The 19,378-nt window shown below is 68.4% G+C and carries 16 protein-coding genes; 7 read left to right on the plus strand and 9 right to left on the minus strand.

Annotation, left to right across the window (positions count from 1 at the left end):
• The first annotated feature begins 90 nt into the window (after positions 1 to 90).
• A complete protein-coding gene (locus RQG77_RS18955; RefSeq protein WP_311246134.1) occupies positions 91 to 876 on the plus strand; it encodes a DNA/RNA non-specific endonuclease in 786 nt (261 codons plus the stop codon).
• Here RQG77_RS18955 and RQG77_RS18960 read toward each other — a convergent pair.
• Positions 873 to 1,283, minus strand: a complete 411-nt coding sequence (locus RQG77_RS18960; RefSeq protein WP_311246135.1) for a hypothetical protein — start codon at positions 1,281 to 1,283, stop codon at positions 873 to 875. The two genes, RQG77_RS18955 and RQG77_RS18960, sit on opposite strands and share 4 nt — an antisense overlap.
• The gene (locus RQG77_RS18965; RefSeq protein ID WP_311246152.1) at positions 1,280 to 2,176 is read right to left on the minus strand and encodes an RNA polymerase sigma-70 factor; all 897 of its coding nucleotides are present in this window, start codon (positions 2,174 to 2,176) and stop codon (positions 1,280 to 1,282) included. Before RQG77_RS18965 ends, RQG77_RS18960 begins: the two co-directional genes overlap by 4 nt.
• A 207-nt stretch (positions 2,177 to 2,383) precedes the next feature.
• On the opposite strand from RQG77_RS18965, the gene RQG77_RS18970 reads away from it, so the two are divergent.
• The gene (locus RQG77_RS18970; RefSeq protein ID WP_311246136.1) at positions 2,384 to 3,145 is read left to right on the plus strand and encodes an NAD-dependent epimerase/dehydratase family protein; all 762 of its coding nucleotides are present in this window, start codon (positions 2,384 to 2,386) and stop codon (positions 3,143 to 3,145) included.
• Positions 3,146 to 3,230: 85 nt separating this feature from the next.
• Complete coding sequence (locus tag RQG77_RS18975; protein WP_311246137.1) at positions 3,231 to 3,986, plus strand: SDR family oxidoreductase; 756 nt, start codon at positions 3,231 to 3,233, stop codon at positions 3,984 to 3,986.
• Between the two features lie 122 nt (positions 3,987 to 4,108).
• Here the strand turns inward: RQG77_RS18975 and RQG77_RS18980 are convergent, their stop codons facing one another.
• The 6 genes from RQG77_RS18980 to RQG77_RS19005 form a co-directional block, all read right to left on the minus strand.
• Positions 4,109 to 5,092, minus strand: a complete 984-nt coding sequence (locus RQG77_RS18980; RefSeq protein ID WP_311246138.1) for a hypothetical protein — start codon at positions 5,090 to 5,092, stop codon at positions 4,109 to 4,111.
• Positions 5,092 to 5,889 (minus strand): signal peptidase I, encoded by a 798-nt coding sequence (locus RQG77_RS18985; protein ID WP_311246139.1) that lies wholly within the window; start codon positions 5,887 to 5,889, stop codon positions 5,092 to 5,094. Before RQG77_RS18985 ends, RQG77_RS18980 begins: the two co-directional genes overlap by 1 nt.
• Positions 5,890 to 5,963: 74 nt before the next feature.
• Entirely contained in the window at positions 5,964 to 6,698 is a 735-nt protein-coding gene (locus tag RQG77_RS18990; protein ID WP_311246140.1) for a SipW-dependent-type signal peptide-containing protein, read from the minus strand.
• A 79-nt stretch (positions 6,699 to 6,777) separates the two neighbouring features.
• Positions 6,778 to 7,692 carry a hypothetical protein gene (locus tag RQG77_RS18995; RefSeq protein ID WP_311246141.1) on the minus strand — a complete coding sequence of 305 codons (915 nt, stop codon included), beginning with the start codon at positions 7,690 to 7,692 and terminating at the stop codon, positions 6,778 to 6,780.
• Positions 7,689 to 8,339, minus strand: a complete 651-nt coding sequence (locus RQG77_RS19000; protein ID WP_311246142.1) for a SipW-dependent-type signal peptide-containing protein — start codon at positions 8,337 to 8,339, stop codon at positions 7,689 to 7,691. Before RQG77_RS19000 ends, RQG77_RS18995 begins: the two co-directional genes overlap by 4 nt.
• Positions 8,336 to 11,116, minus strand: coding sequence for a hypothetical protein (locus RQG77_RS19005; RefSeq protein ID WP_311246143.1), 2,781 nt, complete (start codon positions 11,114 to 11,116; stop codon positions 8,336 to 8,338). Before RQG77_RS19005 ends, RQG77_RS19000 begins: the two co-directional genes overlap by 4 nt.
• A gap of 528 nt (positions 11,117 to 11,644) precedes the next feature.
• On the opposite strand from RQG77_RS19005, the gene RQG77_RS19010 reads away from it, so the two are divergent.
• Both RQG77_RS19010 and RQG77_RS19015 read left to right on the plus strand, forming a co-directional pair.
• A complete protein-coding gene (locus tag RQG77_RS19010; RefSeq protein WP_311246144.1) occupies positions 11,645 to 14,218 on the plus strand; it encodes a LuxR C-terminal-related transcriptional regulator in 2,574 nt (857 codons plus the stop codon).
• A 296-nt stretch (positions 14,219 to 14,514) separates the two neighbouring features.
• Positions 14,515 to 15,024, plus strand: a complete 510-nt coding sequence (locus RQG77_RS19015) for a hypothetical protein (protein WP_311246145.1) — start codon at positions 14,515 to 14,517, stop codon at positions 15,022 to 15,024.
• 19 nt (positions 15,025 to 15,043) lie between these two features.
• Here the strand turns inward: RQG77_RS19015 and dnaB are convergent, their stop codons facing one another.
• Entirely contained in the window at positions 15,044 to 16,417 is a 1,374-nt protein-coding gene (gene dnaB / locus RQG77_RS19020) for a replicative DNA helicase (protein ID WP_056311057.1), read from the minus strand.
• Positions 16,418 to 16,969: 552 nt separating this feature from the next.
• Here dnaB and RQG77_RS19025 point away from each other — a divergent pair.
• Both RQG77_RS19025 and RQG77_RS19030 read left to right on the plus strand, forming a co-directional pair.
• On the plus strand, positions 16,970 to 17,992 hold the full coding sequence (locus tag RQG77_RS19025; protein ID WP_311246146.1) for a hypothetical protein: 1,023 nt from the start codon (positions 16,970 to 16,972) through the stop codon (positions 17,990 to 17,992).
• Positions 17,993 to 18,101: 109 nt separating this feature from the next.
• The coding region (locus tag RQG77_RS19030) for a chaplin family protein (protein ID WP_311246147.1) at positions 18,102 to 19,378 on the plus strand (1,277 nt) is incomplete at its 3' end.

Below are 19,378 nucleotides of genomic sequence, written 5' to 3' on the forward strand. Positions count from 1 at the left end.
CCGATCGGGACGGGGCGTTGCTGCGCGCGGCACCCCCTCGTCGATGTCGGCGCCGATGCCGATGTCGGCGACGCAAGGCAATATGTCGGTATGGCAGATGGATACGACCACGATTTCCTTCCGACGCGCATTCCCCTGCCTCAGCCGACGCAGGATGCGACCGAGCTGACCTACCCGCGCTTCACGGTGCTGCTCGACACCGACCGCCGGCTGGCGGTCGTGACAGGTGTGAACATCGACGGAGCGCTGCTGCGCGAGCTGCCGCGCACAGGCGAGTGGCGTCTCGACCCCCGGGTCGACGCCGACCTGCAGACCGGACCCGAGGTGTACTCACGCAACGATCTCGACCGCGGCCACCTCGTGCGGCGACGCGACCCCGGTTGGGGCGATGTCGACGACGCCCGGGCGGCGACCGAGGCCACGTTCTTCTATCCGAATGCGGCTCCGCAGGCGGCCGGGTTCAACCAGTCGAAGGAGCTCTGGTTGGGTCTTGAAGACCACGTGATCGAGTACGCCGAGACCACCGATCAGCGCGTATCGGTCTTCACCGCACCCGTGCTCGCGGACGACGATCCTGCGTATCGCGGCATCCGGATCCCTCTCCGATTCTGGAAGGTGGCCGCATGGCACGGGCCTGACGGCCTGGCATCCGCCGGTTTCGTCCTCGACCAGTCCGAGCTCGTCGAGACCGCCGACGGCCTCTTCGCCGTGCCGCCACTGGGAGCCTTCCGCACGTTCCAGGTGCCGGTCGCCGAGATCGCACGCATCACCGGTGTCGGCCTCGGGGCACTGGTCGACGCCGACGTGCTGCATCGAGGCAGCATCCGATCGACCGAGTGGATTCCCCTGACGTCCTCGGACGACATCGCGCTCTAACCGTCGGAACCCCGATTCCAGTGCTTCAGCTTCTCGGGATTGCAGACGACCCAGACGTTCGACAGCAGCCTCGAACGGATCTCCGCGGTGATCGCCGCGACGACCGCACCGTCGCGCATGAGCACGAGCCCCTCAACGCCGTTGATCGACGCCGTCGTCCCCGAGGTCTCAGCCGTCGCCAGAGCGACCAGCCCGGCGGATGCTGCAGCACGCCCCTCGATGGGGGCCGAGGACTCCGGCATCAGACCTCCGCTGTCGATGACCAGGACAGCGTCGAACCGGAGCATCGCGCGGATGCCGGCCCGGTCGCCGGCCGTCAGCGCGATCGCCAGGTCTTCCATGATCGTCCCGTCTGCAGCTCCACGACGTCTCCGGCGCACCCACGCCGGGTACTGCCTGCGTGTCATGCGCCGACCGCGGTGACGTGTCCGAGCTTCTGCGGGCTCATCACCCAGAGCAGCTGCTCGATGCCGTCGCCGGACGTCGTGACGGTCACCATCGTCGTGACCTCGCCGTCCTCGGTGAGCGTTGCCGCCGGTTGACCGTTGACCTCGACCCAGTCGATGGTCTTGCCCGTCCAGAAGTGATGCGCGAACGCCGCGACGAACTTCGCCACCCGCCCCCGTCCGATCACCGGGATCCGTGCGGCGAGCTTCACCCCGTTGCCGTCGGTGTAGCTGACCACGTCGTCGGCGAACAGCTTCTCGAGCTCCTGCGCATCGCCCTTCTGGGCCGCGGTGAGGAACGCCTCGAGCAGGCGTCGCTGATGCCGGGGCTCCACGGTCGTCTGCTTCGCCGATGACAGATGAGCGCGGGCGCGGCTGACCAGCTGCCGCGCACTGACCACACTCGACGAGATGACCTCGGCGATGCGTGGATACGGATAGTCGAAGGCCTCGCGCAGGATGTACGCCGCGCGCTCGGTGGGCGTGAGCTTCTCGAGGGTCAAGAGGATCGCGAACTGCAGAGCCTCGGCACGCTCAGCGCCGAGGGCGGGGTCGTCGTCGGTGTTCACCGGTTCGGGCAGCCACGGGCCGATGTAGGTCTCCCGCTTCGCGTGAGCGGACTGCAGCACATTGATCGAGAGCCGGGTGGTGACGGTCGAGAGGAAGGCGGCAGGCTCCTTCACCTGCATCCGGTCGGTGTTCTGCCAGCGGATCCATGTCTCCTGCACGATGTCCTCCGCGTCGGCCACCGTGCCGAGCATCCGGTAGGCGATGCCGAACAGCCGCCGCCGCTGCGCGGCGAAGATCTGCACCGCGGTGTCGAGGTCGCCGTCCCGTCCGCCGTCTTCCGTCATCGCCGTCACATGTTCACTCTCCACTGCCTGCCGCATCACCGCATCCCTCTCAGCACGACGGTGCGACTTCTGCGCCCGTCATCAGTGATGACCGACGGGGCGACGCATCTGTGACGAAAGATGCGCATCCCGTCACATCCGATGCACCTCACCGGTCAGAACAGGTAGGCGCGGGCCCCGCGTCATCCCATCGATCACAGGAGCGACATGAGAATCACGGTCATCGGCGGAACCGGACTGATCGGCACCAGGGTCGTGCGCAGCCTGCGCGATTCAGGCCACGACATCGTCGTCGCCTCGCGTGCGACCGGGGTGAACTCCTTCACCGGAGAAGGACTGGACGACGCACTCTCGGGGGCGGAGGTCGTCGTCGACGTGTCGAACTCGTCGTACACCGACGAGGCTGCGGCCCAGGAGTTCTTCTACACCTCAACCATGAACCTGCTCAGCTACGGCGAGGCGGCGGGCGTCGCCCATCACGTGGCGCTCTCCGTGGTCGGCACCGATCGCCTCGCGCGGGCCCAAGGCGGGTATTTCATCGCCAAGGAGCAGCAGGAGCGCCTGATCGCGGCATCCGGTCGTCCTTACTCCCTCGTTCACGCGACGCAGTTCTTCGAGTTCATCCGCAACATCACCGATCATGCCCTGCGGGAAGGTGCCGCGCACGTCGCCGATGTGCTCGTGCAGCCCATGGCTGCCGACGACGTCGCGACCGCCGTGTCGCAGTCGGCACTCGCCGAGCCCCGCTTCGGGATGATCGAGTTCGGCGGGCCCGAGGTGTTCAGCCTCGCGGAGCTCGCCGCCCTCGATCTGCGGGCGCGTCAGGACGAGCGTGAGGTGGTCGCGGATGCTCTGGGCACCTACTTCGGCGCGCATCTCGCCGCGCGCGACCTGCTCCCCGAGGCAACGGCGACGATCGCGCCGACGAGGTACCACGACTGGCGCGTGCGGACACCCGCCGTCGCCTGAGACGCCACCGCGTCACATCCGCGGGCGCTGCGCGGTCATACCTGACAGACGCCACCCCGGTGTCACCTCTACGAAAGGCTTGGACATGGCAAAGATCGTCGTCATCGGAGGCACCGGCCTCATCGGCTCGAAGGTCGTCGCGAAGCTGACCGAGCACGGCCACGACGCCGTCGCCGCGTCACCGAACACCGGCGTCAACTCCCTGACCGGCGAAGGGCTGGCTGACGTGCTGGTCGGCGCGGATGTCGTCGTGGACGTCTCGAACTCGCCGTCGTTCGCTCCGGACGACGTGCTCGAGTTCTTCACGACGTCGACGCGCAATCTGCTCGCCGCCGAGGCCACGGCCGGCGTGAGGCACCACGTCGCGCTCACGATCGTCGGCACGAACCGCCCGCAGAACATCGCATACTTCGCTGCGAAGGTCGCTCAGGAGAAGCTCATCCGCGACTCCGGCGTCGCCTACTCCCTCGTGCACGCCACGCAGTTCTTCGAGTTCGTCGGCAGCATCGCCGACATCTCGACCGAGGGCGACACCGTGACGCTGCCTGGAGCACTCATCCAGCCGATCGCCGCAGAGGACGTCGCCACCGCCGTGGTCCGCGCCGCGGCCGGTGAGCCGACCGGCGACATCGAGATCGCGGGTCCTGAGGCCTTCGGCATGGACGAGTTCGCACGCCGGGCGCTCACGTTCCGCGGCGATGCCCGCACTGTGGTCCGCGATGACAGCGCCCCGTACTACGGAGCGCAGATCGAGGAGCGCACCCTCATCCCGGTCGAGGGCGCCCACATCTTCGAGACGACGCTCGAAGAGTGGCTGCCGCTCAACCCGCCGCGCAAGTAGTCGAGGCTCTCCGCGGATGCGGCGGATGACACGTGCGGGGTGCGCTCACGACGGCGCATCCCGCACGACCATGCGGATGCGCGATCGATCTCGTAGCGCACCTCCGGTCACCCCCGGCACTCTCACCCCGCAGAAGACAGCGCCCGATGCAGCTCGGCGCAGTCCGGGCACACCCGATACCGGCCCACATCATGGCGCGCCAGATCGGTCCACGACTCGTCTCTGCCGATCGTCCTCGAGCAGTCGTCGCACCGGCGACGAGGACGGGCGACGAGGAGCAGTCCGAGCAGCATCAGCAGCCCTGCGGCGATGCCGAAGAGCAAGAGCGAGTCCCCTCCGGTGGCCGCCAGGCGCTGGGGCTGCGCACCGACGTCCCCCGACATGGTCGCGATCACATCGAAGGCGAGCTCGGTCGACGCGGCGCCTTCATTGCGCTGGTGAGTGGTGGTTGCGGGAAGCTCGAACCCGATCTCCACGGCCACCGTCTCGCCGTGGGCGACCTGCACCTGCGCGATCTCGACGTCGCCTGTGGACCGGTCACGCAGAGCGGAGTACGGCTGCCGTCCCTCGACGCCGCCCACGGTCCAGAACAGTTCGACGTCGTCTGCGAGGTCAGGGTTGAGGGCTCCCTCGGGGACGACCTCACCGAGTCGCAGCGACACGGCCAGGTCGGCACGCGATGGACCCGTGTTCGTCAACAGCAGCGTGCGTCGCGAGCGGTCGCCGGGCGACGCGACCCGGTCGCCGACGAACGAGGCCTCGGCGGTGGAGTACGAACGACCCGACCAGTCCAGGTGCGTCGCCTCGCCGTCCCAGGCGGCCGTGGCGACGGCATCCCAGGACTCGATCCGATCACCGGATGCCGTCACCGGCGCCGGGCCCGCCGGGCTGCCCGTCGTCGCGATCCGGGTGGGCTGGCTCGAGGGCAAGGCCGGCAGCACACCCGCGGCCGAGAGCACCCCTGCCAGCGTGAACAGGAGGACCAGAGCGAGGATCCACGAGACGAACGACGCTCGGCGGTTCCGCCGGCGCGAGTCGGCGAGCACGTCGTCGAGAACTCCGGACGCGGGGTACGCAGTCGAGGCTGCGGGGTGCGGGTACGACATCACTGGTCTCTCTCGGGATTCGTCGTGGTCGGGAGCAGCTCCCGGAAGGAGCCCTCGTCGAACGGCGGCAGTCGCAGTCGTGCGAGCTGGAGTTCCTGCTCGCGGACCGCAAGTTCGCGCTCGCGGAGATCGAGTTCCCGAATCCGCAGGTCGTCGGGCGACGATGGGGATGCGGAGTCGTCGGATGCCGAGGCGCCGGCGGTCGGGACGGCCCCGCCCGAGCCGGCAGTCATGATCACGCGCGTCCGCGGCCTCCTGAACGTGCTCCAGAAGCCGTACCCGAGCAGACCGGCACTGAGCGCGATGCCGAGCATCATGAGGTTTTCCGACACCCACTGCCGCGCCCATCCGAGCGCGGGGAGGCTGTAGAGGAATGAGCCTCGCACCTGCTCGGGAGAGACGGGAGCATCCGCCGCCGAGTTCGCATCGCCCTGGGTGATGAGACGACAGTCGGTGCCGTCGTCGAACGTGCCGACGGTCTTGCCCACGACCCGGTGGGTGATGAGTGCCGGATTCCCGGGCTCGGGAAGGAAGGTGACGATGTCACCGACGCCGATCTCGGTGCACACCTGATCGGGTGCGACGCCTCGCACGGCGACGATGTCTCCCGGCGCGAGGGTCGGCTCCATGGAACCGGTGAGCACGGTGAGCGAGGACCCTCCGGCCACTCGCGGCACCACAAGGAGTGCGGCGATGAGCGCGATCACCGTCACGACGAACGCGATCGACACGGCTCGCCCGGCGATGCGCCAGGGCGATTCGTACCAGCTCTTCTGGATCCTGCCGGCGGTGCGCATGCGTCCGTCTCTCATCGGTGGAGTGGTGTTCGAGGGAGGCGCCCCGGTCGTGGGGCGCCTCCCGACCGGTGTGCTTAGAACTGCGCTCCGGTGTCGCGAACCTGCTCGAGCCTGAGGTTCAGGCCGGCGAGCGTGTCGGTCAGCGTGACGTCGGTGCGGTCGGTGACCGTCGACGAGAAGGTGCCGTAGACGATGACCGTGAGGTCTTCGGTGGTCGCTGCCATCGAGAGCACCGTGGTGCCGTTCGCGTCCTCGAGACCCGCATCCTGTCCTGTCTGCGGTGCCGACAGGTAGAGCAGGGTCGCGTCTGCCGTGGTGGGCAGCGCGATCTCGCTCTGCACGAGGGTGCCGTCCTGGTACACCTCGTACGTGTACGTCATGCCGCTGATGTCGTACTCGTTCAGCGCGGGGCCCTCGAGCGCGAGTCGACCGACGAGGTTGTCTCCCTCGAGGGTGACGTCGGCCGAGAACGAGGCCGCGACCTTGTCACCGGGAACGATGCGCCAGGTCGACGCATCCGCCGGCGAGAGCGCGTGACCGAGCTGCGACCCGTCGGTACCGGTGACCGTTGCGGTCGCGTCGTCGCGGTCGGCGGAGACGTCCCAGAAGGTCGTGTCAGCGGTCTGCACGACGTCGAGGTCACCGGCGGTGATCTGTCCTCCGCTGAAGCCGTCGGTCGCGGTCCACAGGGCGAACGTCGATCCGCCCGCGAGCAGGGCCGCGGCTCCGCCGGCGACGAGGAGCAGTGCGCCCCGGCGCTTCTTCTTTTCTTCGGTCACGACGATGATCTGGGGGTTTTCGGTACTCATGCGAGTGCTCCTTCTTGATGGTGGTCGGGTGTGGCGCGGCAGGACGCGGGGTCCGGCCGGCGGGGTGAGGATTCGGGTGCTATCGCGTGGCATGATCGCCGGGAGCGATGGCGGGGTTCGCGTTGGTCACGCGAGGATCGATGCGGATCACGAGGCCGGGTTCCCCCGCGGGGTCGGGGTGCACGGTCCCGTTCCACGACGAGTCGTCGCGCGACAGGGTGCCGTCGTCACCGGTTCCCTCCGCCCACGCGATGTGGTCGTAGATGCCGATGGCGTCGAGCGACGCCGGGAAGGCGACTGCGGCCTCCCAGGTGTCGAAGTCCCGGTTCTCGCTGCCGTCGACGGCGATCCCGTGGGCGCTCGCCTCCGAGACGTAGAGTCCGTCCGCGCGGTGGTTCCAGAGCATCGCGACGCACCAGGTCTGACTGATCTCGGCACCCGTGGGGTTGGCGGCCGGCTCCTGGAGCGTCCGATCGACGGCGTCGGTCAGGTGGACGTTCGCCGCGCCTTCGCCCTCGGCTCCCTCGACACCCTCGGGGATCACCGAGCAGTCGTCGCCGAGGCCCGCCGGATAGATCCGGACCGTCGAATCCGCCAGGAGCGTGCCGTCCTCGGCGATCCCGTCGGTCAGATCGGCGGAGCGACCGTCATCCCAGACCTGGGGTCCGATGGTGATGTCGTAGTCGAGCCCGGCGATGCCGAGAGCGGCACCGGACACCTGAAATCGCCAGATCACTGGCTCGGTTCGCAGACCGCCCTGATCGAGCACGGCGGCGATCTCGCTGCCTGGCAGGGTGATCTCCACCGGTTCGCCGGACTCCGACAGGACTCGCTGCGAAGGGGCGGATGCTCCGAAGGTCAGCGCTCCGGTGCGCAGCTCAGGCACGACGACGGCATCGTTCGTGGTCCAGAGCGCGTGCGCGGTCGAGACCGCACCGAAGGTCATCACCCCGGCGATGACGGCGGTGAGCGAGAGAACAGTGCGACGCCTCATGCTCCGGCCCCGCTTTCCCGCACCTGATCGAGGCGCACGATCAGGTCGCCCGCCGCCCAGATTCCGGCGGCGCCGCGCACGTCGCCGTCCGTCCACACGTAGTCGCCGCGCACGTCGACCCTCACGATCACGGTCCACCGGTCGGTCTCTCCCTGCGGTGATCCGACGAGCCCGGGCACGGCCAGCGGCCCGCCGTCGGGAGAACCGGTCGCGACGACATCACCCTCGGCATCCTCCACGCGCAGCGTCACCGCGATGTCGCCCGCATCCACCTGAGCCTGCACGTCGAGAACGGACGCGAACTCGATGCTCAACGCACCGGCGAGGTTCTCTCCGCACAGGTAGGTCTCGAGGGGCTGGGCGATCTCGATGACATCGCCGGGCATCGTGAAGAAATCGGTCGGAGTGCTCGCCAGCTCTCCGGATCGGGGCTCGGTCACGCCCGGGGTGATCTGTCGCCACGACGCCGGCTCGGTCGTCATCGCCAGGTCCCCCGCACGCCACAGCGAGCCCGAGAACGTGTCCTCGGACGACCACAGGGCGTAGGTGCCGGCACCGATCGCGGCGACGGTCAGTGCCGCCACTGCGACGGCACTGATGATGAGGGGCGCCCTCTTCGCGCGGGGCGGCGTGTCGACCGCGGTCATCGGCGCCACCCGTCGGCGGTGCCGTTCGAGAAGATCGTGCCGCACGCGGCGACCTTCTTGCTCTCGCCGATCGGCAGCTGCGGGATCGAGCCGATCAGGCCGTCGGCGCCGAGACGCAGGTCGGAATCCGTGACGAGGATGTCGTGCAGGTTCGTGACCCAGTCGTCCGCCGATCGGTTCGTCACCGTGTACACGAAGCACACGGCCTGCCCGTCGACGAGCCTCGAACCGGTGAGCACCGGAGTCCCCGTCTGCTCGATCGTCGCGGGTGTCGAGGCATCCGTCACCGCGGCGAATGCGCGTTTCTCGATGTCGATCGTCGGATCGGTGGCGAACAGGAAGGGGTTCACCGACGGCACGACCAACCCGTCGTAGTTCGTGTCGCTGGACGCGACGGTCGCCGCGATCGTGGCCTTCGTGTTCGCCCGGACATCCCCGGCACTCGCCTTCACCACGATCGGCTCGGTCGAACGGCCACCGGGGGCGATGACCGGCGCATTGGTCGACAGGTGGACGCCGTTCTCGACACCCACCGCGTCGACCTGCGACGAGAACGTCACCGGCGATGTCGGCACCGGAGCGCCCGCGCGGAGCATCAGGGCGTACGTCTTGCCCTTCTTCTCGCCCGTCACGAGGGTGAAGCGGGGCGCTGTCACCTGCAGCGGATTGAGGAACGTGATGCGGGCATCGACCGAGATCGCAGCCGCGGTGTTGGTGAGCCCCGAGGTCGACGTCACACGCCCCGCAGCGATGCTCGCAGACACGGCGGCAGAGTCGTCGACGCGCGCGACAACCTCGAACTGGAGTCCGTTCTTTCCTGCGACAGGCGTCACGGAGACGACTCGAGGGGCGATGCGCGCCGTGTCGACGGTGTCCGCGGTGGCCGTGGCGTTCAGGTGGACGTCATCGGGGGTGACGGTCGACGGATCCAGGGGCAACGACGACGTGAGCAGGTAACGGAGGTCGCGGCTCATCGTGGGGTCGTTCTGGCCGGCCGCCTGCTCGAGCACGAGGCTCGGCCGGCAGTTCCCGGTCACGGCGACCGTGCGGCTGAACTGCGATGAGGTGAGCTGCGGCGTCGTCTCGCCATGGGTCTGCACGCGCACGAATCCCGAGACGTCACCGGTCGTGGCGTTCACGGCCTGCGCAGACGCGGGCGCGGTGGCGCCGGCGAGCGTCTGCGGCCCGACGGGCAACGACACCGCGACGGATGCCGTGGCCGCCGTCACTCCGGTCACGCGCCCCAGGTAGATCTCGGCGGTGCGATCGGCCGTCCAGTAGAGGTCGAGCGAGACGGGTCCGGTCGGGATGTTCTGCCCGGTCACCGGTCTCTGCACCGCGAACTCCGCCGCGCACGTCCCTCCGGTGAACCCGGCGCGAGGTGTCGCGACCAGCGCGGCGCTCGACGGAGCGGCGACCACCGCGGCGCTCGACGTCGGGAACCAGGTCGCCACCGACAGGTTGGAGTCCGTGCCGTTGTCGACGAGGAGCGCGCCCCCATCACCCGTCTCCTCCCCCGTGGCAGGCCTTCCCTGCGAGCCCGACCGGGTTCCGAAGGTGTTCCCCGAGACAGTCGTCAGACCGCTGCGAGAGAGCCGGATGCTGGAGTCGTAGCCGTCGATGAAGTTGTCGGTGATGCTCAGTCCACTCGGCACCGTGCCGCTGCGGGTCAGGCCGTCCCAGCGGATCGCGATGCTCTGCCCCGAGGCCGCACGCACGATGTCGTTGCGCGAGATCCTGTTCTCGCCGCTGAGCGTGCCCGGAGGCAGGGTGATGAACGCGTATTCGTCTCCCGACCCGTCGCCGGTGGAGTTGAGGAACTGGTTGCCCGAGATGGTCAGGTTCGACAGCCGCACGCCCGAGTTGCCGCCGTTCGAGAACTTGAACCCCGTGGCCCCGTTGAGGTTCTTCACCACCGAGTCCTGGAACGAGAAGCCGTCGAGCACGACGTTGGAGTCACGCGGCGAGAAGGTGGTCAGGTTGGTGCGGCAGCCGGAGCCGTCGGATCCGTTGCACGTGCCGCCGGAGGTGTAGTTCACCTTGACGCGCGAGATGGTGATGTTCTTCATCGGCGTCGTCGTGGTCGCGTTGAAGAGGAACAACCCCGAGGTCTGCTGGCCCTCATGGAAGAAACCCTGCAGCGAGTAGTCGCTCACCGAAATGTCACTCGCACCCTGGCGGTAGACGACGAAGCGCTCCGGGTAGTAGTTCTCCTTCGTGACGGTCGAGCCGCCCGTGAGGCTGACGCGCTTCGCCTGCTCGCCCATCACGATCGAGGTGCCGCTGGAGAGGATGTTCGTGAAGTTCTTCAGCACCACATCCGGCCCGGCGACCTCGAATGCCGCCCCCTCCACCGACTCGGACGTGGGGATGATGGAGATGCGGTTGTCGAGGTCGATGGTCACCGGTGCGGTGATGCGATAGAAGGCACCGTCGTCCCACGTCGACACGGCGGACGTCTGCATCCAGTTCGCCGCGGAACGGGTCATGACCGGGCGGATGGTCCCGCTGAGACCGGACTGCACGGTGATGGCGACGGCACCCGGAGCGCCCTTCAGGGCGTTCGACTCCTCGAGCGCCGCGCGGAGGGTGCACGTGCCCGCAGCGGTCAGGCACACGCCGTCACCGGGGGTCTGATCGACTCCCGAGAAGGCGATGCTCGTGATCACGAGCTCGTGGCTCGGTGCCGACATCGCCGGACCCGCCACCACGATGGCGCCTGCGATCAGGCCGAGGCATGCCGTCACCGCGGCGACGAGACGCACGCGCCGTGCCACCCGGCGTCGCCGCCGCAGCGTTCGGCGGCCTGATAATCGAGGGCTCTCGCTCACGGTTGTCGTCTCCATGTATTCGGGCGCGCGCTGACGTCACGCTGTTTCTCGGGTGGGGTAGGACCGCGGGGCACGATGTGCGCAGATGGGCGGTGACTGTAAGAGTGCGGCCCCCGCTGCACCGGCGTCCGCGATTCCGGGCCCTTCAGCACTCGACGGCGTCGATCTCAGTGGCCGTCGTGCTCGGCTACGTAGTGGATGCTCGCGAACCTGAGGATTCGGTGTCACGGATGCTCAGTACGAGCCCTCCGGGTACTGCCCCGCACCACAACCTGTGCCCTGGCGCGCTCGGAAGTACGCAAGCTCGGCTCTCGCCCCGCGTACACGGCGTGCTCACCGTGATCATCGGACGCTCGGCGCGACAGGATCAGAGCCGGCAGGGCGGCCGCATCGGCCGCCGCCGGTGCGCCTATCTCTGCGGAGTCCAGGAGAGTACGTTTTGCATAGGTACAGCACGTGAGGAGGCGGGAACTCATGGTGGTCGGTCGCGAAGAGAGTCTCGCCGCAGCAGTCGACCTGATCCAGGCAGGCGTCAGCATCGATGTCGTCGGCAGTCGAGGCTCCGGTCGCAGCGCGTTCTTCAAGGCGCTGCGTGCCCGGGTGGAGCAGGACGAGTGGACTGTGGTCTCGGTGCGCGGGATCGCCTCGCTGCGCCAGCATCCGCTCGCCGCTCTGCATCTCGCAGGCATCGGCGCGACCAGCACGCAGCGGCCCGGTCCGAATCTTCACGAGACGGCCGACTCGCTGCGGCAGGCCCTCCGCGCCTCGCGTTCGGTGCTGTTCCTCGACGACTGGGACGACCTCGACGAGTCGTCGTGGGGCGTCGCCGAATCGGTGCGGCGCGAGTACGGGGTGCCGATCGTCCTGTCCCGACTTCAGGGCCTGCGTGCCAGGCACACGCCGAGCGGTCTTCCCGCGTCGACGCTCGAGCCGTCGTATGTGATCGACATGACACCGCTGCGCTTCGAGGAGATGGAGACGGCTCTCGAGACGTACCTCTCGCACCCGATCGAGGCCAGCACCATGAGCCGGATCTTCGCGAAGTCGGGCGGGAACATCGGGCTCGCGCTGAGTCTCGTCGACGCCACCATCCGCGAGCAGCGCCTCGTGCTGCGCGGCGGCGAATGGACCGCGACCCGAGACCTGTGGAGCAGCGGTCTGCGCGCCGTCCTGGAGGCGCACCTCGAGAGCCTCGACGATGCGACGCGCGATGCCCTCGAGATCATCGCGATCGTCGGCGTCGCCGATATCGACACGGCCAGCCAGCTCGTCGACTGGGGCACGCTGGAGCTGTTGGAGGAGCGCCGGATGATCACGTTCATCCCCAGCGGTGACCGACAGCTCGTCGCGGTGATGCCGCCCCTGCTGGTCGAGTTCTTCCGGCATGAGCCGCTCACCGCGCGAAGGACGCGGCTCACGGGGCAGATCGTGCGGCAGCTGAGCACGCCCGAATCGGTCTGGTCTGTGCTCACCGACTCGCAGTCCTCCCCGACGACGGCGAGCGGTCAGGATGCTCTGTTCGTGCGCCTGCTGCAGGAGCGGGCACGCGCACGTCGCATCGTCACGGCCGCCGAATGGGAGGCGAACCCCACCGCGGCCAGTGCCGTCCGCTACATCCGCGCCCTCATGCACACGCATACGGCGAAGGTGAGGGATGTGATCGCCGAGATCCTCTCGTCTCCCGATGCCCGCTCGGGCGATGACGCGAGTCGTGCCGATTTCGCCGCCCTCAAAGCCGAGTGGACCGCCTACGTCGACAACGACCTCGAGCGCGCTGTCGCGCAGCTGCAGGAGGATGCCTCCGCCGTCGGCAAGCATGCCGGGATGCTGCGCGCGGTCGAGGTGCAGCTGCTCGCGAATCTCGGCGCGGTCCCCGACGACTTCAGCAGTCGCCTCGAGGTCTCGGACGAGCTTCCCTCCACGGTCAAGCTGGTGATGTTCGAGACGCAGATGAGTGTGCTCGTGAGCCTCGGACGCTTCACCGACGCCCTGCGGGTGTACACGCTCATCGAGGATCTCGACAACGAAGAGCAGCGGCACACCCCGCGGGTGCTCCTCGGAATGGCCCTGTTCGGTCAGGGCGACGCGAGCGGGGCCCTGGACGTGCTGCAGCGCGGCTTCGACGAGGCGCACGGATACCTCGACATCGATGCGGTGCGCGCTTTCGGCACGGCCGCGGCGCTCTGCCATCTGGCGTCAGGAGACCATGCGGCGGTCGATGACCTGCTCGAGGTCATCTTCTCGGCCGGAGAGCCCTCGCCCCTGCCACCCGGCGTGCAGCTGTCCCTGCTGGCGATCGCCGCCGTGGTCGCCATCCGCCGGGGTCAGCTCACGACCGGTGAGCGGCTCGCGGCCGACCTGGAGCAGCTCGGAGCAGAGGACGGTCCTCTTCCCGGGCAGAGCCGCGCGTGGCCGCAGGTGCAGCTGCTCGCGTTCGACGGGAACACCCAGAAGGCTGCCGAATTGCTCGCCCGCTCGGGCGAGGCTCTCTGGAATCGCGGCGCGCGCGTGGCAGGTCTCACCGCGGAGCTCTCGGCAGTGGAGCTGGAACCGACGCCGGCCCGCCTCGCGGTCGCACTGGCCCACCTGACGGAGGTTCCCGAGGCGGCCGGCCTCGCCGCCCAGGCCGCATTCGTGACGGCGCTGGTGGACCACGACCCTCGCGCGATCCTGGCGACCGCCGACGAACTGGATGCTCGGGGGCTCACCGGAACGTCGCTGTCCGCCTGCCGATTCGCGCGCACCTGGTATTCCGAGACGGGAGACGAGGCAGGGCAGCGGCAGGCACTCGAGCGGGAGGAGCGGATCCGTGCGCGGCACGCGGGGAGGCACTTCGATCTCGCACGGTTCGGCGCGACAGCGGTCACGCTCACCGATCGCGAGAAGGAGGTGGGACGCCTTGCCGCGAGCGGGCTGTCGAACGCCGAGATCGCCTCCCGCCTGGTCCTCAGCGTGCGCACGGTGGAGAGCCACATGCACCGGATCATGCGCAAGCTCGACGTCTCGAACCGCCGAGGGCTTCGCCGTCACGCCGAGGCGCTCGCCTGATTCTCGGCCCTCGTGTCCGCGCCTCCGGCATACCGGTTGACAATAGGTCTTGCGCGGGGCGTTCACCGGTGTCACGCTTACGTCACAGCTCTGTCGCGCTGTAACGCGACAGCTGGGGTGCCGCCCATATGACGGCATCGGATGGGGCGCCCTTTCTGCCGCCTCCCCCGTGGTGGGGGCGTCCCGTCCATCCCCCGGCTCACCGAACCTCCCGGCTCGGTCTGTTCAGCGACCGGGGAGACCTCTCGACTCCGTGAACGCGGTGTTCGCTGGATCGGCCTGATTACGATGATCTGATGTCGATCGAATCTTCGTCAGCTCCGCCGAGGCGGCGACCTCGCACGGGATGGCTGATCGCGGTCGCTGCGACAGTCGCTGTCGCCATGGTCGTCATCGGCGCACTGATCGTGCTCGGTCAGAGGTGGTGGCTCACGACGAACGTGACGATCGCGCTGAGCTACGTCGGTGACGACGGGCATGAGTACTCGTGCACCTACGACTACCGCACTTCGGACCGCTTGCCGATGCCGACCGACATCGCCGAGAGCATGAATGAACGGGACTGGTCCCAAACAGGTCAGCTCATCTACGACTGGGCGAAGACCCACCCCGCAGAATCCTGGACGACAATGGACGACCTGCCCGCTGACGACCCTCGTTCGACGCGAGCGGATGCGTCGTGGAACCTCGCGATGGAGCGGTACGTCAGGTTTCCGCCGTGGCTGATCGAGACTGAGAACGGGTCCGAGTACGAGCTGTGGTGGGAAGTGCGACCCGGGAGCACGTGCGCCGACGGCCTCCGGTGAGACCCCCGCCGCGCGGCACTCAGTTGAAGTCGCCGCCCGGCGCCATGTCGTGGAAGCGCGAGTAGTGACCCTGGAATGCCACGGTGATGGTCGCGGTCGGACCGTTACGGTGCTTGGCGACGATCAGGTCGGCCTCGCCAGGACGCACGTCCTTGTCGTAGACCGAGTCACGGTGCAGCAGGATGACCATGTCGGCGTCCTGCTCGATCGACCCGGACTCACGCAGGTCGCTGATGGCGGGCTTCTTGTCCTGGCGCTGCTCGGGACCACGGTTCAGTTGCGACAGGGCGATGACCGGAACCTGCAGCTCCTTGGCGATGAGCTTGAGGCTTCGGGAGAACTCCGAGACCTCCTGCTGGCGGGACTCGACGCGCTTTCCCGAGGTCATCAGCTGCAGGTAGTCGATGATGACCATGCGCAGGCCCTCACGCTGCTTGAGCCGACGGCATTTCGCACGGATCTCGACCAGGGTCATGTTCGGGCTGTCGTCGATGTAGAGCGGCGCGTCGTTGATGCGCCCTCGGGTCGCCGCGACCGTGGTCCAGTCGCGGGGGTCGAGATTTCCCTTTCGCATGTTCTGCAGCGGGATCTGACCCTCGGCGCTGAGCAGACGCATCGCGATCTCGCTCTTACCCATCTCGAGCGAGAAGAAGACCGAGGGAAGGTTGTGACCGATGGAGGCAGCGCGCGCGAAGTCGAGCGCGAGCGTCGACTTACCCATGGCGGGTCGAGCGGCGACGACGATCATCTGTCCGCCGTGCAGGCCGTTGGTCAGCTCGTCGAGCTCCTTGAAGCCCGTCGGGACGCCCGTCATCGAGCCGTCGCGGCCGCTCGCGGCCTCGATCTCTTCGAGCGCGGCGTCGACCGCGATCTGCAGGGGGACGTAGTCCTCGGTGGTCTCGGAGCCCGTGATCGAGTAGATCTCGGCCTGGGCGTTGTTGACGAGGTCGGTCGCGTCGCCCTGCCCGTCGTAGCCGAGCTGCACGATGCGGGTGCCGGCGTCGACCAGACGACGGAGGATCGCACGCTCCGAGACGATGCCCGCGTAGTAGCCGGCGTTGGCCGCGGTGGGGACGATCGAGGTGAGGGTGTGCAGGTAGTCGGCACCGCCGGCGCGGCTGAGCTCGCCCGTCTTGATGAGTTCGTCGGTGACGGCGACGACGTCGGTCGGCTCGCCGTGCGAGTACAGCGAGAGGATCGCCTCGAAGATCAGCTCGTGCTTCGGGATGTAGAAGTCGGCGCCCCTGAGCGTCTCGATCACGTCTGCGACGGCATCCTTCGACAGGAGCATTCCGCCGAGCGCGCTCTGCTCCGCGAGGAGGTCGTGCGGAGGGGTCCGCTCGGGCGGACGCTTGCCGCCGAGGCGATCCTCGGAGATGTCAGCGATCGACACAGTGTTCCCTTCGATGCGACGAGCGTGATGGGGCGGAGGTGCAACCCGGGTCCCGTGCTGCGCTGTCGCGGCCGTTTCGAAGCCTTCTGCGCAGCAAACCAGGTGCTTCCGACATCGGGTCGCTCGACCACGCTACGAGCGGGGGTTTTCGGTCGCAACACTGCCTGTGGATAACTATGTGGAAAGCGTGCGAACAAGTCCGGAGAGTCTGTGCAGAACACTTGTGGATAACCCGGTGGACTACCTCACATCAGACTTTTGTTTATCGCTCTGAACTGGACTTTTCAGTTTCCCCACCCTGTGGATGAGAAAGTGCTTCAACTGCGCATTGAAGGTTCACCGAATCCGGTACGGGATGTGTAGAACCTGGGGAAAGTCAAGCCGAGATTTCACCGGGCGCGTCACACTGCGCAACCCCCGGAAATGTGCGCGAGATGTCATCGTCTTCGAGCAGATCGCTCTAGACATGCCGGAATACCGGGAGTATCGTCACCCCCAATCGACGCGACGTGCGTCGGACGAACGATCGTCTCTCGGGGGAGGGAAGTCGACGTGAACGCTCAGGCAACCCGGCGCGGCCTTCCGGCCATCGCCCTCTGGGGTGGCATGGGCGCGCTCGCGTGGGCGGCGATCACCGTCCTCACCGGAGGGTCCTCCGCGCATGCCGACGAGAATTCCGACGCTCCCCTGCTCGACGGAGTCACGTCGCTCGTGAGCCAGACGGTCTCGTCGGTGGGCGACACCGTCACCGCCGTGACCTCGCCGATCGTCACGCAGGTCGTGAAGCCGATCGTCACCGAGGTCGTCGCGCCCGTCGTGACCCAGGTGGTCACCCCGGTGCAGCAGGCAGCTCCCCCGGTCGTCGAGCACGTCTCCGACACGGTCACGCAGGTCCCCGTCGTGGGGCCCGCCGCGGCCCCGGTCGTCGAGGCCGTCACCGACACCGCGCAGGCCGTGGTCACTCCGGTCACTGATCTGCTCACCGACGCTCCGGTCTCTCAGATCGTCACCCCGGTGCAGGATGCTCTCGCAGCCCTCCCCGGCGTCGGACGTCTGATCGAGGAGCTCGGCGTCGACACGCTGCTCGACGACGTCGTCGGTGTCGTCGACGCGACGACGGACGTTGTCGGCGGAGTAGTGGAGAACACCGTTCCGCCCGTGCTCACCGCTCTCGACCCGAGCGGCTCCGAGAACGGCTCGTCGCTTCCGGGTCTGGACTCCCTGGGCTTCGATGTCGACGGCCGCTCAACCTCGACACCTCCGGCTATCACTGCGCCCACTCGCGCGCAGCCGGCCGGCGCCTCCGCAGCATCCGCTCTCGCGCCGGTGGCTCCCCCCGCTGCTCCGGCCACGAGTGCGCCCGAATCCGGCGACACCACGCCCTTCACGCCGCCCGTCGGCGGACCGGTGACGCCTTCTTCCTCTGCCGGCTCCGGCGGAGCATCCGCTCTCTCCCACGCGCGCCTCAGCGACGTGGGCGTTCCCGCGTTCCGTGCTGTGGAACGCACCCCCGGTGCACCCGACGACGTCCTGCCGACGTCTCTGGTCGCCGACACCGACGTCTCTCCTGACTGACGGGTTGTCCGGTCGTTCCTCGTGAACGACAGATGCCGTGCTGCGCGCGCACTCGCTCTTCCGCGTGCACCCATCCAGACACACCCAATTCAGTCAGGAGAAGGTCATCATGCGTACTTTCATCAAGCGGGCCCTGTGGGGAACGCTTCTCGCCGGCGGGATCACCCTGCTCGGCGCGACTGCCGCCAATGCGGCAGACACCTCGGGAGAAGACGGACTTCTCTCAGGGACCCAGGCGGTTGCACCGATCTCGGTGCCCGTCACGATCGTCGACAATGCGGTCTCGATCCTCGGGAACTCCTCCGCACAGTCGGCCCCCGCCCCTGCGCCCGCCCCGGCCCCAGCTCCGGCCCCTGCGCCCGCTCCGGCTCCGGCTCCCACCACGAGCGGCGACTCCGGCGCCGCGTCCGGCACCCAGGCCGTCGTGGACGTCACGCTGCCCGTCACCGTGACGGGCAACGCGATCGCGGTGCTCGGCGACTCGTCGAGCAGCACGGCAGCGCCGGCTGAGGCTCCCCAGGCCCCGGCTCCCACCGCCCCGGCTCCGTCGATCACGACGAACGGCGTCGACGGTCTGCTGTCGGGCACCCAGGCCCTGCTGCACGTCGACGTGCCCGTCACCGTGTCGGGCAACTCCGTCGCACTGCTCGGCGAGAGCGAGACTCTCGGCCAGGATGCCGCAGCACCGGCCTCCTCGAGCACACCGGCCTCCTCGAGCACTCCGACGAGCGGCTCCGTCGCCCCGACCACGTCGGGTGATGACGGTGTCGGCAGCGGGACGCAGGTGACCGCACCGGTCACGGCGCCCGTCAACGTCTCGGGCAACGCCATCTCGCTCCTCGGAGAGAGCGCGGCGACGGGTGGAACGGCTCCGGCCTCCCCCGCCTCATCGCCCACCACTGCGACCGGCACTTCCGGTGACGACGGGATCCTGGGCGGCAGCCAGGTCACCGCACCCGTCACCGCACCGGTGAACGTCTCGGGCAACGCCATCTCACTCCTCGGAGAGAGCGGCGTCACCGGCGGAACGGCTCCGGCAGCACCCGCTGCGGGCGGCTCGACCGGAGGCACCACCACGGGTGACGACGGCATCCTGGGCGGCAGCCAAGTCACCGCACCCGTCACCGCACCGGTGAACGTCTCAGGCAACGGGATCGCGATCCTCGGTGAGAGCTGGGCGAACGGCGGAACGGCTCCTGCCGCTCCCGCCGCAACGTCCCCCGCGACGGGGGCTGCGACGTCGGGCGATGACGGGGTCGGCAACGGCACGCAGGTCACCGCACCCGTCACGGCACCCGTGACCGCCACCGGCAACGCCATCTCCGTCCTCGGAGACAGCGCCGTCACCGGCGGAACCGGAACCACCGCACCCACCACAGGAGGCAC

The sequence above is a fragment of the Microbacterium sp. WCS2018Hpa-23 genome (assembly GCF_031843845.1).
In the GTDB taxonomy this organism is placed as follows: domain Bacteria; phylum Actinomycetota; class Actinomycetes; order Actinomycetales; family Microbacteriaceae; genus Microbacterium.

Coding starts and splice junctions, on each gene's coding strand:
- RQG77_RS18955 (WP_311246134.1), top strand. CDS start 91: ATGGCAGATGGATACGACCACGATTTCCTTCCGACGCGCATTCCCCTG.
- RQG77_RS18960 (WP_311246135.1), bottom strand. CDS start 1,283: ATGACACGCAGGCAGTACCCGGCGTGGGTGCGCCGGAGACGTCGTGGA.
- RQG77_RS18965 (WP_311246152.1), bottom strand. CDS start 2,176: ATGACGGAAGACGGCGGACGGGACGGCGACCTCGACACCGCGGTGCAG.
- RQG77_RS18970 (WP_311246136.1), top strand. CDS start 2,384: ATGAGAATCACGGTCATCGGCGGAACCGGACTGATCGGCACCAGGGTC.
- RQG77_RS18975 (WP_311246137.1), top strand. CDS start 3,231: ATGGCAAAGATCGTCGTCATCGGAGGCACCGGCCTCATCGGCTCGAAG.
- RQG77_RS18980 (WP_311246138.1), bottom strand. CDS start 5,092: ATGTCGTACCCGCACCCCGCAGCCTCGACTGCGTACCCCGCGTCCGGA.
- RQG77_RS18985 (WP_311246139.1), bottom strand. CDS start 5,889: ATGCGCACCGCCGGCAGGATCCAGAAGAGCTGGTACGAATCGCCCTGG.
- RQG77_RS18990 (WP_311246140.1), bottom strand. CDS start 6,698: ATGAGTACCGAAAACCCCCAGATCATCGTCGTGACCGAAGAAAAGAAG.
- RQG77_RS18995 (WP_311246141.1), bottom strand. CDS start 7,692: ATGAGGCGTCGCACTGTTCTCTCGCTCACCGCCGTCATCGCCGGGGTG.
- RQG77_RS19000 (WP_311246142.1), bottom strand. CDS start 8,339: ATGACCGCGGTCGACACGCCGCCCCGCGCGAAGAGGGCGCCCCTCATC.
- RQG77_RS19010 (WP_311246144.1), top strand. CDS start 11,645: ATGGTGGTCGGTCGCGAAGAGAGTCTCGCCGCAGCAGTCGACCTGATC.
- RQG77_RS19015 (WP_311246145.1), top strand. CDS start 14,515: ATGTCGATCGAATCTTCGTCAGCTCCGCCGAGGCGGCGACCTCGCACG.